The organism is Dissulfurispira sp. (assembly GCF_036745535.1).
GTDB lineage: Bacteria > Nitrospirota > Thermodesulfovibrionia > Thermodesulfovibrionales > Dissulfurispiraceae > Dissulfurispira.
Genome location: NZ_DAIOFX010000023.1, coordinates 1 through 11,628 on the forward strand (window position 1 = coordinate 1; position 11,628 = coordinate 11,628).

Annotated in this window: 16 protein-coding genes; 3 read left to right on the top strand and 13 right to left on the bottom strand. The window is 46.0% G+C overall.

The window, feature by feature from the left end; translation table 11 throughout:
• From feoB to V7L97_RS05825, 9 genes are all read right to left on the bottom strand, one after another.
• Positions 1-2,186, bottom strand: a 2,186-nt coding sequence (feoB, locus tag V7L97_RS05785; RefSeq protein ID WP_333654132.1) for a ferrous iron transport protein B, incomplete at its 3' end; no start/stop codon positions are given.
• On the bottom strand, positions 2,183-2,410 hold the full coding sequence (locus tag V7L97_RS05790) for a FeoA family protein (RefSeq protein WP_333654134.1): 228 nt from the start codon (positions 2,408-2,410) through the stop codon (positions 2,183-2,185). The genes V7L97_RS05790 and feoB, both read right to left, overlap by 4 nt.
• 2 nt (positions 2,411-2,412) lie before the next feature.
• Entirely contained in the window at positions 2,413-2,679 is a 267-nt protein-coding gene (locus tag V7L97_RS05795; protein ID WP_333654135.1) for a FeoA family protein, read from the bottom strand.
• Entirely contained in the window at positions 2,676-3,335 is a 660-nt protein-coding gene (locus tag V7L97_RS05800) for an HD-GYP domain-containing protein (protein WP_333654136.1), read from the bottom strand. The genes V7L97_RS05795 and V7L97_RS05800 overlap by 4 nt, the downstream gene beginning before the upstream one ends.
• Entirely contained in the window at positions 3,332-4,090 is a 759-nt protein-coding gene (locus V7L97_RS05805) for a GGDEF domain-containing protein (protein ID WP_333654138.1), read from the bottom strand. Before V7L97_RS05805 ends, V7L97_RS05800 begins: the two co-directional genes overlap by 4 nt.
• Before the next feature lie 87 nt (positions 4,091-4,177).
• The gene (locus tag V7L97_RS05810; protein ID WP_333654140.1) at positions 4,178-4,381 is read right to left on the bottom strand and encodes a hypothetical protein; all 204 of its coding nucleotides are present in this window, start codon (positions 4,379-4,381) and stop codon (positions 4,178-4,180) included.
• Positions 4,382-4,383: 2 nt separating this feature from the next.
• Positions 4,384-4,797: a hypothetical protein gene (locus V7L97_RS05815; protein ID WP_333654142.1), complete on the bottom strand. Its 414-nt coding sequence runs from the start codon at positions 4,795-4,797 to the stop codon at positions 4,384-4,386.
• A 45-nt stretch (positions 4,798-4,842) separates the two neighbouring features.
• Positions 4,843-5,226 (bottom strand): HMA2 domain-containing protein, encoded by a 384-nt coding sequence (locus V7L97_RS05820; RefSeq protein ID WP_333654144.1) that lies wholly within the window; start codon positions 5,224-5,226, stop codon positions 4,843-4,845.
• A 12-nt stretch (positions 5,227-5,238) separates the two neighbouring features.
• Positions 5,239-5,643: an HMA2 domain-containing protein gene (locus tag V7L97_RS05825; RefSeq protein ID WP_333654145.1), complete on the bottom strand. Its 405-nt coding sequence runs from the start codon at positions 5,641-5,643 to the stop codon at positions 5,239-5,241.
• A gap of 68 nt (positions 5,644-5,711) precedes the next feature.
• Between V7L97_RS05825 and V7L97_RS05830 the strand changes: the two genes are divergently transcribed.
• On the top strand, positions 5,712-5,942 hold the full coding sequence (locus V7L97_RS05830) for a type II toxin-antitoxin system HicB family antitoxin (protein ID WP_333654146.1): 231 nt from the start codon (positions 5,712-5,714) through the stop codon (positions 5,940-5,942).
• 45 nt (positions 5,943-5,987) lie between these two features.
• Here V7L97_RS05830 and V7L97_RS05835 read toward each other — a convergent pair whose 3' ends face one another.
• From V7L97_RS05835 to V7L97_RS05850, 4 genes are read right to left on the bottom strand one after another with little or no spacing between them, the layout of a single operon-like run.
• Positions 5,988-8,150: a heavy metal translocating P-type ATPase gene (locus V7L97_RS05835; RefSeq protein WP_333654147.1), complete on the bottom strand. Its 2,163-nt coding sequence runs from the start codon at positions 8,148-8,150 to the stop codon at positions 5,988-5,990.
• Between the two features lie 18 nt (positions 8,151-8,168).
• Positions 8,169-9,029, bottom strand: coding sequence for a transporter (locus V7L97_RS05840; protein ID WP_333654148.1), 861 nt, complete (start codon positions 9,027-9,029; stop codon positions 8,169-8,171).
• Positions 9,030-9,057: 28 nt separating this feature from the next.
• Complete coding sequence (locus V7L97_RS05845; RefSeq protein WP_333654149.1) at positions 9,058-9,336, bottom strand: hypothetical protein; 279 nt, start codon at positions 9,334-9,336, stop codon at positions 9,058-9,060.
• A gap of 2 nt (positions 9,337-9,338) precedes the next feature.
• Positions 9,339-9,632, bottom strand: a complete 294-nt coding sequence (locus V7L97_RS05850; RefSeq protein ID WP_333654150.1) for a DUF2325 domain-containing protein — start codon at positions 9,630-9,632, stop codon at positions 9,339-9,341.
• A 512-nt stretch (positions 9,633-10,144) separates the two neighbouring features.
• On the opposite strand from V7L97_RS05850, the gene hemL reads away from it, so the two are divergent.
• Positions 10,145-11,428, top strand: coding sequence for a glutamate-1-semialdehyde 2,1-aminomutase (gene hemL, locus V7L97_RS05855; protein WP_333654152.1), 1,284 nt, complete (start codon positions 10,145-10,147; stop codon positions 11,426-11,428).
• A 44-nt stretch (positions 11,429-11,472) separates the two neighbouring features.
• Positions 11,473-11,622: a hypothetical protein gene (locus tag V7L97_RS05860; protein ID WP_333654153.1), complete on the top strand. Its 150-nt coding sequence runs from the start codon at positions 11,473-11,475 to the stop codon at positions 11,620-11,622.
• The last annotated feature ends 6 nt before the right edge of the window (positions 11,623-11,628 follow it).

Consider the following 11,628-nt stretch of genomic DNA (forward strand, 5'->3'; position numbering starts at 1 on the left):
ATCACAAACGCCACAATCCACGCCAGCGCCATCTGGTATGCGAATGCGATCCCGAACCACTTCCATGTGCCGAATTCCTGCCTCATAGCTATCGCCACAACCACGCACGGCATATAGAGCAGGACGAATGTAATGAAGGCATACGCGCTCAAAGGCGTAAACTGGCTTTTAATTACATCCCTTAAAGACGTTCTCTCTTCGGTTTCTTCGGTAGACTCCTCGCTGCTCAGGCTCGATATGCCGAAGGTCGAAACCACATTCGACACAGAATCCTTAGCAGCGCCTACAAAGGATGTCCCTATCTCTTTCAGGTCGTCGGTCAACAAAGGCTTTTCTTTCTTGTCATCCTCCGCCTTCTGAACGTATATCTCTCCCATCGTTCCAACGACTATTTCTTTGGCTATCAGTCCCGAAACGAGCGACGACGCGGCCTCCCAATTGCCGAATCCGAGAGGTTCAAGAGCCGGAGCTATCACCTGTCCCATCTTTCCTAAATAAGAGTCTTTTTTGTTTTCGACTCCCCAAGGCAGGTTTAAGAGGAACCACACGAGTATGGAAACCGCAAGAATATATGTGCCTGCCTTAATGAGAAAGTGCTTTCCCTTTTCCCACGTATGTATCATCAGACTCCTGAACGAAGGCATCCTGTATGGAGGAAGTTCCATTATGAACATCGGGGATTCGCCTTTAAAAAGAGTCTTTTTGAATATAATACCCATAAGCACAGCGAGTGCAATTCCCATCACATACAATGACCACAGAACCGTTCCGGCATTTGCAGCGAAAAAGGCCCCGATAAAAACAACATAAACAGGAAGCCTTGCCCCGCAAGACATAAGGGGAATTAGCAGAGCTGTCAGCGCCTTGTCCCTCGGGTTTTCGAGTGTCCTCGTCGCGTAGACCGCGGGGACATTGCATCCGAATCCAAGAAGCATAGGTATGAACGATTTTCCGTGCAAGCCTATGGCATGCATTGCCCTGTCCATAACAAAGGCAGCCCTTGCCATGTAGCCGCTTCCCTCAAGGAAAGTGATAAAAAACATCATCGCAAATATCACCGGCACAAAAACCAAAACAAAACCTACGCCTGCGATAACTCCATCGGTTGCGAGCGAGACTGTCCATTGAGGGGCGTGGATAAAGCCTAAAACAGCCTCAGCCCATCTCTTGAAAGGCCCGGTTGTCATGGCGTCTATCCAGTCAACAAAAGGAGTCGAGACATCGAATGTCAGCTTAAATACGAGCCACATAGCGGCAAGAAATACCGGTATACCTAAAAACCTGTTCAGAACAACCCTGTCTATTTTTTCGGTAATATCGGCTTTTCTCCATTCAGGACGCTTTAATACTTCACGGGTAAGGCCGGATGCAAGCGCATATCTAACATCCGCCATTATGGATTCTATGTCTTCGCCGTGCGCCTTTTTCAGATGCGCCGTAGAATCTGCGATAAAAGCCCCGTCGCCTGAAAGATTTACTTCTTTCCGGACATGGTCGTCTCCTTCCATGAGTTTGAACGAAAGCCATCTCAAGGGGTATTTTGCAGCAAGGGACGGATAAGCATTTTTGATCTGCATGTCGAGCGCTGATGCGGCATCTTCAATATCTTGCCCGTAATTCAACTGTCTGGGAAGATGCGGTTCAGGCGAAGCAGAGATTTCAACAACCGCCTTCATCAAATCGTCAAGCCCTTTTTTCTTTGTAGATACGGTCGGGACCACCTTAACACCGAGCATTTCCTCCATCTTTTTAATATCAAACCAATAGCCTTTCTTTTCCGCCTCATCGTAAATATTCAGGGCAATGACGACAGGTATACCCAACTCCAGCAGTTGGACAGTAAGATACAAATTGCGTTCGAGATTGGTCGCATCAACTACATTAATTATCACATCCGGCTTTTCGTGAACAAGATAATCCCTTGCTATTATCTCTTCCTGAGTGTATGGACTCAGACTGTATGTGCCGGGAAGGTCTACGAGTTTTATCTTTCTGCCCCCATGTTCGAATACAGCGGATTTTTTTTCGACAGTAACGCCGGGCCAGTTGCCCACATGCAGCCTCGTTCCTGCAATGGCATTAATTAATGTTGATTTGCCGGAATTAGGATTTCCCGCTACTGCAACGGTTAAGGCCTTTTTCCCCGAACTGATTGCTGACTGCTGATTGCTGACTGCTGTTGTCACTTCACCACCTCCACTGCTATCCCCTCGGCCTCTTTCTTTCTCAGAGAGAGATTATAATTTTTGATTGTCACTTCAATAGGATCGCCAAGCGGCGCTACCTTTTCGACCTTCACCTTTTCGCCCACAAGCACTCCCATGTCCATAAGCCTCCTTTTTAAAGGGCCTATAGCTCCAATCTTCACGATCTTCCCGGCTTCTCCGGGTTTAAGCATCGCCAAATTCATTTTTATATCCTCCTCACCATTATATTCATTGCCATGCCCCTGCCGAGGGCTATGCGCGATTCGTCCACTTTTAAAAGAAGCGGTCCGGTTCCTCTGTTATTAAGCATTTCCACTACTTTGCCGATGCGGAGCCCCATGTCCTCCGCATGACAGAACTCATTTTTGCTTTTCCCGTGGCAATAGCCCCTCTGCTCTTTTATCTCCACGATCTCCGCCTTTTCTCCTTCCAATAAAAGCCCAAGCGGAGCGGGTGCTTCAATGCCCATCATACTCCCTCCATCCATTGCTTGATATTGTCTTTTATCTCTACAAAAACCCTTACGACGACAGGATCGAACTGAGAGCCAGAGCCTCTTCTGATCTCTTCGACGGCAGCATCGAAGTCTCTGCCCTTTCTGTAAGGCCTGTCCTGAATGAGCGCCGAGAGGGTATCGGCAACTGCAACTATTCTCGCTCCGATAGGTATATCCGAGCCTTGTAGATTGTGCGGATAACCCATTCCGTCATACCTCTCGTGATGATAAAGGACTATCTCCCGGACGCCGCCGTTGGATTTAAAAAATTTTACCGGACTTACGATCTTTGCGCCGATCTCCGGATGCCTCCGCATCCATTCCCAATCTTGCTCCGTAAATGAGCCGGTTTTCTTCAATACGCTGTCCGGTATGCCGATCTTGCCTATGTCATGCAGGTGTCCGGCGATGTGGATAACATCCGCCTGCTTTGCATTGAATCCCATAGCGAGCGCGATCAGATAGCTTATGACCGCCACATACTGGGAATGATTATGGGTAAGCCTGTCTTTTGCGTCCACTGCATTGCCGAGGGACTCGCTTAACTGGTGCAGAGTAAGGCAGTCGTGGGCGCAAGGGCTTATACCACAAAACAGTCCTTCGATCCCGGGCAAATGAACAACGGGTTTCATATCGCCACCTCGCATGAATTTACGCGGTTTCTGCCGCTTTTCTTCGCTTCGTAAAGGGCGGTATCCGCCATTTCCAGCAGATGCTCTATTCGTCTGTCCGGGGGAAGGCCGCATACGCCCATGCTGACGGTCACGAAACCGCTTCCTTTGAACGGCTGAAATATGTGCGACTCTACGGACTCTCTCAGCCTTTCGGCTATCTGGAGCGCCTCGTTCATCAAGGTGCCTCTCAGCAGTATAAGGAACTCCTCGCCTCCCCATCGGCAAAGGCAGTCCGACCTCCGCAAAAGCTGCTTGAATAAAGCAGAGATGTTTTTAAGAACTCCGTCTCCGGCGCCGTGGCCGTAAGTGTCGTTGATCCGTTTGAAATAATCTATATCCGCAAGGAGGATGGAAAGCGGTATCTTGTTCGATAAGAATTTTTCATATTCCCTCGTTAAGATGCACTCGATGGAATGCCTGTTCAGGCAGCCCGTGAGCCTGTCGTAATTGGCCTGAGCCTCGACGACTTCGTAGTAGCTTTTTAACGGCCTTACCTTGATGTGACCTGCAAGCTCCGCGTCGAAGGCTATTCTCGCATTATCGACGCCTATAATAATTTTCCTGTTTGCGAGAGGGTCGTAATGCAGCAGGTCTATCAACTTGCCTTCGCGCAGGCCCATGTCCCTGAGCCGTCTAATCCCTATAATCTGCTCATCCAAAGACATTATCTCTGCGGTTTCGCCAAGATACATCTCATTCATAGGAATTATCATATCGCCCTCCAAAATAATGGAGTCTCTTTTTCAATATTAAGGCCAGAATAATAGCAGGCCGTCAAACCTGCCGTTATCTATCTCGCTTTATTTTGTTTTCTTTTCCGCGCCTTCCTCGGAAATCTCATCGAGCATCTGCTCCATCCTTTCGAGCCTCGTTTCCGAGTCCTGCTTTTCCTTAAGTCTCGAAAACACATAGGCGCCGCTTATTACCGTTCCGGCTCCGAGCGCTACCTTCAAAAACGAGCCGATGTATCTTTTTGAGCTTGTTTTCATGTTTTTAGTTTCCATGATTATTCTCCCTCCCTGGCTGCTTTCTTCCTTGACATCTTTTTCCCTACCAATTGCTCAACTTTTTCTATAATCTCTTTTTCCTTTTTTACAGCCTCCGCAGACGCTTCAAGGTCTTTGTGATAAGAATGTTTCGCCTCTGCGACTATGTCTTCGATGTCTTCTTTTACTGTCTCTATTTTTGCCGCTACCCACTCCTTAAAAGCATATCCCTCTTTAACCGCCCCTATAACTGCAGGCCTGATCTTCTTGAAGGTCTTTCCAAGACCGAGCGCGGCAATCGCGCCTAATGCCCCGCCAGCCATCAGCCAAAGACTTTTCTTACTTATAAATATTCCCTCTCCCATGCGTTTTCCTCCTTCCTTGCCGTTGTTTTCTCCTTCCTCCGACTTTGTCTCCTTCTTCTCTTGGGTCATGATCTACCCCCTTTTAATTAAACGATATTCGCCGCCTACGGCGGTCTATTTCATCGCAGCCGTTATAAAAAGCGGAGCGATAACATTCAACGGCCTCGGCAAAATCGCTCCGGCCACCGCGTCTATGATCGCGTGTCTCACAATGCCGTGAGCGCCTTTGTCTTTTTGGATTCCGATATCCGTTATCCGGGTCTTCATGAGCGGAGCGTTTTTTATAAGCTCCTTAATTTTTCCCGCTATTTTGTCTCCATCGGCCGCATACTCGTTGAACTTCACGAGTATCCTGCCTGTCCTGTAGTTCACCGACGCGTCCAATACGCCGTCGAGCCTGCAGATGCTTTCTCTAAGGCTGCTGCATGTCTTTAACTGTCCGACTATGCCCGGACTTTCAAATCTTACCCTGCCGGGCAAAATGCTCAATGGAGCCATATCTCTTTCCTCCTATGCAAATAACATCTGTCTGTATTTATAAGTATGTGCGCCTGCAAAGCCGGCAAACACTATCCCCGCCGCTATGTGCAGGGCAGTCTTTCCGGTCGCCGCTCCCAAAAGACTTATTATCAGCGAAGCGAGCATGCCGGCATTGACCGTTTTTCTCGGATAAACGAAGCCCTTTTTATCGTCCGCTCTCAAATCCATAAGCAGAGCCAGCCTGCGGCTTATGTCCTTAATGTCGAGGACGCCGCTGTCGTATATTATCAGCATGCCGCCCGTTTTATGATTCATCGAGATATCCATGACGCCTTTCATCGAGAGAAAAATCTTCTTTATTTTCTCCGCAGCATAAGGCCTCTTTAATATCTCGTGCCTGAGCCTTATCCTGCCTTCTATAAAACTCACAATCATATTCCCTCCAGCCATTGACAATAAATATGTTGTTTGCTAATATTTGTATAAAAAACAAGGCGGAAGCTATGCAGACAAAAGACTATAGGTTTACGATCATCATTGAGTCTTGCGAAGAAGGCGGTTATTTTGCCTTCTGTCCTGCGCTTCCGGGGTGCCACGCACAGGGCGAGACGTATGAGGAGACTATAAAGGAAATTCACTCTATAATCAGAGACTTTATAGAAGACTACCTTGCAGAAGGCGAACCGATACCTGAAGACGATGTAACTATAACAAGCCTCAAAGTCGCTGTATGAGTCCTCATAGGTTTCCTGCTGTAACCTCAAAGGATTAACCATTAATTACCTCTTCCATCCGCAAAAAGATTTTTTCTGTATCTGGGACCCAAAGCGGCAAACATTACCATGCTTTTCCATTGCCGGAGCATCTTTGTCAGAACCAAGTCTGATGCTGTTTAATGCCGACAGAACTGTAGAAGCATTATGCATAAAGGCTGAAAATAAAGGGGTGGAGAGTCCTTTGAGACTTAAAAGTATCAAAAACGAATTAATGCCTACTATGCATTTAAAATTCTGCCTTATGATGTTCATTACTCTTTCGCTTATCTTTTTTGCTTCAATGATAGACATGAGGCTGCCATCAAGCAGCAAAACATCGCATGCCTCTTTTGCAATGTCAGCCCCATGCTTCATTGATATGCCCACATCCGCATTGGCTAAAGCCGCGGAGTCGTTAATACCGTCTCCGACCATCGCAACCACATAGCCCGAATTCCTCAGCCATTTGACTATTTCGGTCTTTTTATCCGGCAATGCCTGGCTGTAGTACTCGGTTATGCCGAGCCTGCCGGAAACATTTCTTGCAGATGCATCGGCATCACCGGTAATCATTAGTATTTTGCTAATTCCGGAATCTTTGAGCCTTTTTATAAACCCCAAAGCTTCTTCTCTAAGAGGGTCTTCGATGACTATGAGTCCTGCTAATTTGTCATCTATTGCCACATAAAGAATTGAATGGCCTCCGGATGAAGCTTTAGTAATAATTTCCCTGCAGCAAGAGTCGTCAATTCCTTCGTCCTCTACGATGAAATGCCTGCTGCCTACAAGTATTCTCCTGCCTCCGAGATGCGAGGCTATTCCGTGCGCCGCTATGTACTCGACTTCGCTGTGTTCTTCCTCGTGGATAAGGCCTTCGTTTTTCGCCTTATTTATGACCGCTGTCGCGACAGGATGGGGAAAGTGCTCTTCCACGCAGGCGGCATGTTTCAAGACAAAGTCTCTCTTGTAGCCGTTAAATGGTATTACATCTATAATTGAAGGATTCGCCTTTGTGAGCGTGCCGGTTTTATCAAACACAAATACATCCGTTTTTGACAATTTCTCTATGAATTTCCCGCCTTTGATTAGAGCGCCTTTTTTTGCAGCCATGAGCATCCCGCTCATTATCGACAAAGGCGTTGATAGCTTTATGGCGCATGAATAATCTATCAGTAAAACGGACGCAGCACGCGCTGCATTGCCGGTAAAAAGATATGTCAATCCGCTTAATGCAAATGTATAAGGCACAACCCTGTCTGCTAATTTTTCCGCATGGCTTTCTATATCTGCTTTTAAATGCGCTGACTCTTCGATAATCTTTACTATCTTTGCTATTTTGGTGCCGCTGCCTATGTTTGAAGCCTCGATGAACAAAGAGCCTTCTTCCACAACCGTTGCTGCATAGACCGTTGCCCCTTGCCTTTTCATTACAGGCAAAGGCTCTCCTGTTATCGATGATTGATTAACCATAGCCTCGCCTTCAACTACAATGCCGTCAACAGGAATGCGACTACCTGCTCTCACGACCACGATATTGCCTTCACGGATAGAAGAAGCCTTCACTGCTTTTTCGATTCCGCCCTCTTTTATCCATACATGCCCGTCTTCAACATAAAAGGCGCCGGTCAGCATCTTTCTTGATCTGTCCCGCGTCCGTTCCTCGAGGTATTCGCCTGTTTTAAGGAGAAGGGCGATCATCCCGGCTGTCTTATAATCCCGCATTCCCATAGATGCAGCTATTGCAGTTGCATTAAGGACATTGACATCGATTTTCTTTCTGATGAGCGAAGCAATCCCTTTTTTAAAAAACGGAAACGCTCCGTAAAAAAACAGCGGAATTCTGAGATGCAAAGGCAGGAGGGGCGAGAGCAAAAGCCTTGCCCCCGCTCCGATAACGGCTTTTTTCTTCTCTGCAAGCTTATCTCTATTTTTTACGGCAGCATCACTGCCCTGCGACTTCTTTAAAAAAAGCCCGAGAGGCGCATTCTCAATGGCTTTTACAATCTCATTTCTTAAAGCTCCGCTTCCATTATGCTTTATAAGCAGGCTGCGTGTTTTGCTGCTGAATGAAACCGAGAATACCCCTTTAATCCCTCTTATGTCTTCCATATTAAAGGAGAAGCCACCGGGAATCTTTAGGGCAATCCTCAATCTGCCGGGCAGTTCATGAATGATGCTGTATTGCATTTTGTCTAAAACCCCAAACTAAAACCTGAAAGCTATTCCTGCAAGGAATGTTAAATCCGTTTCCGGCTTGTTAAGCCCGCCCTTTACTCCAATATCTATGTCAAAATTCTCTGTGACCGAATAAATCAATCCTCCGAGGATAAATGCAGGGTGGGTATTCGATGCCTTATCAGGATTCCTCTCCATGCCTATATTTGCCACTGCCTTAAGGTCTTTAATAACTTCCACCTCGGATGCAAGAGAAACATGCCATATTCCTTTTCTATTTGCGTCTTTATCCGCCTGAAGCTTATACTCATTATGTGTATAGCCCAAGTTAAAGTGGAATGCCCATGGTTCTATTTCTTTTGTTGTAATGAAGACAAGGCCATAGGACGCCCGGCCATTGCCGAGGCCTTTATTTTCATCCCCTGTTGGCAGGGTAATGCCGGGTTTAAGGGCAAAGCTCAGACCGTCTTTTTCAAAAAATCTCCATTTAGCCTCCAGCGACATGTCGGATATTCCGTCTACATCCCATTCGACTGTCCCGTTCTTTTTGACTTTGCTCCACTGATATGGAAGGCCTATAACTATGTCCAGATTGTCCGTGATGCCGTATGAGAGTATTGTTGCGAGTTCTCCGCCTGTTGTCTTCTTTGTCTCTGTTACATAGTCTCCGGCGTCTTCATCAAAAACCTTCTCTTTCTCTTTGTCATAAGTAAACTCGCTGTTGATCTCAATCTGGAATTTCCCTTTTCCCTGCGTGCCTGTGTCATCGGTAATAAGTGGGTGAGCAGCATGAGAGACAGTCAATAGTGAAAAGTAAATAGTGATCAGTGAAAAGACAAAAAACAACCCTAAATCTTTAAGATTTAAACTTTGAATCTTCATTTTGAACATTTCTTTTCCTCCTTGTTAATTGATTTTTTTAATAAAGGCGTCCTGATAGATCCGCAATGCAGTCTTCCGAAACTACAGGGATATGCCTTGCCAGTGCTTCTTCGACGACCCTGTCCGTCAGCGTAGAACGGTAGGCGTCTTTGCCCAAGACCACCACATCAATAAATGGCACAAGGGCAACCATCGGAGTAGTCAATTCCTCATTGCCTTTCGAGTTATAAAAATGAATATTTTTGATGCCTATCTCCTCGAGTTTTGGCGACATATCAATGAACCTCTTAACGCTGCTTATCACCATTGCCGACATATTTACTCCTCCTTTCCTTGTTTTATACATACGAGACAATCCCTCAGCGTACATACGCCGCACGAGTGATACATGAAAACAGGGATATTCTTTGCTTTAGCCGTGTTCATCACCTCCCGTCTTGCCTTGTGTGATACCTTATTGGTGAAAATCACCACTGCGTCTACATTTTTGATCTTTGACGACAAGCCGGATTCCGGTTTTGTGAACACTTTTAGATGAATGCCAGCCTTCTCGGCCTCATTGATGTAGTCTCTCTCAAGCCTGTCCATACCTCCTATCAAAGCAACGCACATATCAAACCTCCAAAAGAAATTCAGACTAAATCTCAATAAATTCAAAATAACAAAAGGCAGTACCGAATGATTAGTTATACCCATTTTTATTCATCCCTGACTGCTATCCAACTGCAAATAATTACAATTTTCATAACTCTTATTTGAGACTGTGTCTCAGTATAAAACTTTTTCAGGCATTTGTCAAGCCCTGTCCATTCGCGAGGGAACGGGGACAGTCCCCTCTTGAAAAAACTGGATTCCCCGATCGAGTCGGGCAATGACGGACTGCGGCAAGAGAAAAATTAGTATCCGTGTGAATCCTTGGTTTTCAAGGTATCGCAAGTTTTCGAACGGTCTCCAAAAAGAAAGCAGGTATAAGTGAAAAGCCTTTAGGTGCAATATTTCTTTAGTTAAACCAAAGAAATCAGAGAAACCGAATTACCATGCCTGTTTTGCTTGATTGCGGATTGGTTTTGACAAACTAAATAAATTTATGATAAATTCCTATATTTTTTCGAGATTTTGGGGAAATGGAAACGAGAAAATCAAAGATATTTTATAAAAAAGCTGTCGAATTGATGCCCGGCGGCGTGAACAGTCCTGTAAGGGCATTCAAGGCAGTGGGCGGCTCACCTATATTTATCAAGAAAGCAAAAGGCTCCAAAATCTACGATGTTGATGGCAATGCATACATAGATTATGTCCTTTCATGGGGGCCGATGATACTGGGGCATTCCCATCCCTCTGTTGTTAAGGCCCTCAAAACAGCCATCGAAAACGGTACAAGTTTCGGGGCGCCAACACCCCTCGAGATAGAACTTGCCCGGATGATAATCAAGGCATACCCTTCCATTGAAAAGGTAAGAATGGTCAACTCCGGTACAGAGGCAACAATGAGCGCCATAAGGGTAGCGAGGGGCTTTACAAAGAGGGACAGGATAATAAAGTTCGAGGGATGCTATCACGGGCATGCCGACGGGCTTTTAGTGAAGGCTGGTTCAGGCGCTACAACATTCGGTGTTCCGGACAGTCCAGGCGTCCCCAAATCATATGCAAAAAATACCATAACACTTCCATTCAATGATATTAAGGCATTTAAGGATGTTGTTCAGAAAGAGTGGAAAAATATTGCCTGCGTTATCCTCGAACCGGTCGTCGGCAATATCGGATGTGTCCTGCCAATGCCCGGTTTTCTTGAAACATTAAGAAGAGAGACAGAGAAATACGGAATTGTCCTCATATTCGATGAGGTGATGACAGGCTTCAGGGTTTCATACGGAGGAGCGCAGAAATATTATGGAATAGTCCCTGATATGACATGCCTCGGCAAGGTCATCGGAGGAGGGCTTCCTGTCGGCGCATACGGAGGGAAGAGGGAGATCATGTCCATGGTTGCCCCTGAAGGCCCTGTATATCAGGCAGGTACATTGTCCGGAAATCCCCTTGCCATGACAGCAGGCATAGAGACCTTGAATATCCTCTCAAAGAAAGACGCCTACAAAGGGCTCGAAAAGACAATGCAGCACCTTGAAGAAGGGCTGAAGGACGCTGCAAAAAAGGCAGGGGCTAAAACAAAATTCTACAGGGCAGGGACTATGTTCTGCACATACTTTACCGATACCGAGGTTGTTGATTATAAAACAGCAAAGACATCGGACACAGAAAAGTTTTCACGGTTTTTCAGGGGCATGTTAAATCAGGGGATAAACCTTGCACCGTCACAGTTCGAGGCTGGTTTTATTTCCATCGCACATACAAAGGCCGATATAAATAAGACTATTAATGCAGCATACAGGACATTGAGGGGTCTTTAAAATAAAAAATAAAAAGGATATAGAACAGATAGGGGAGGTCTCGAGTGTTTAATCCGTTTCGGTTGTTCGACAGGGTGGTCAAGTGGTACTCGGAAGGCATTTCGCGCAAGGCAAGGATTATCATTGCGCTGGTCACTTTATTCTTCCTGATCGGGGTTGGTTTTACAGGATATAGGATCAACGATTATTTTTAGAACGAC

What these genes read in the sequence shown, in the direction of transcription:
- V7L97_RS05850 (WP_333654150.1), bottom strand. Translation starts at nt 9,632, where the DNA reads ATGTGCGTTGCTTTGATAGGAGGTATGGACAGGCTTGAGAGAGACTAC.
- V7L97_RS05805 (WP_333654138.1), bottom strand. Translation starts at nt 4,090, where the DNA reads ATGATAATTCCTATGAATGAGATGTATCTTGGCGAAACCGCAGAGATA.
- V7L97_RS05830 (WP_333654146.1), top strand. Translation starts at nt 5,712, where the DNA reads ATGCAGACAAAAGACTATAGGTTTACGATCATCATTGAGTCTTGCGAA.
- V7L97_RS05790 (WP_333654134.1), bottom strand. Translation starts at nt 2,410, where the DNA reads ATGAATTTGGCGATGCTTAAACCCGGAGAAGCCGGGAAGATCGTGAAG.
- V7L97_RS05810 (WP_333654140.1), bottom strand. Translation starts at nt 4,381, where the DNA reads ATGGAAACTAAAAACATGAAAACAAGCTCAAAAAGATACATCGGCTCG.
- V7L97_RS05815 (WP_333654142.1), bottom strand. Translation starts at nt 4,797, where the DNA reads ATGACCCAAGAGAAGAAGGAGACAAAGTCGGAGGAAGGAGAAAACAAC.
- V7L97_RS05800 (WP_333654136.1), bottom strand. Translation starts at nt 3,335, where the DNA reads ATGAAACCCGTTGTTCATTTGCCCGGGATCGAAGGACTGTTTTGTGGT.
- V7L97_RS05845 (WP_333654149.1), bottom strand. Translation starts at nt 9,336, where the DNA reads ATGTCGGCAATGGTGATAAGCAGCGTTAAGAGGTTCATTGATATGTCG.
- hemL (WP_333654152.1), top strand. Translation starts at nt 10,145, where the DNA reads ATGGAAACGAGAAAATCAAAGATATTTTATAAAAAAGCTGTCGAATTG.
- V7L97_RS05820 (WP_333654144.1), bottom strand. Translation starts at nt 5,226, where the DNA reads ATGGCTCCATTGAGCATTTTGCCCGGCAGGGTAAGATTTGAAAGTCCG.
- V7L97_RS05825 (WP_333654145.1), bottom strand. Translation starts at nt 5,643, where the DNA reads ATGATTGTGAGTTTTATAGAAGGCAGGATAAGGCTCAGGCACGAGATA.
- V7L97_RS05795 (WP_333654135.1), bottom strand. Translation starts at nt 2,679, where the DNA reads ATGATGGGCATTGAAGCACCCGCTCCGCTTGGGCTTTTATTGGAAGGA.
- V7L97_RS05840 (WP_333654148.1), bottom strand. Translation starts at nt 9,029, where the DNA reads ATGTTCAAAATGAAGATTCAAAGTTTAAATCTTAAAGATTTAGGGTTG.
- V7L97_RS05835 (WP_333654147.1), bottom strand. Translation starts at nt 8,150, where the DNA reads ATGCAATACAGCATCATTCATGAACTGCCCGGCAGATTGAGGATTGCC.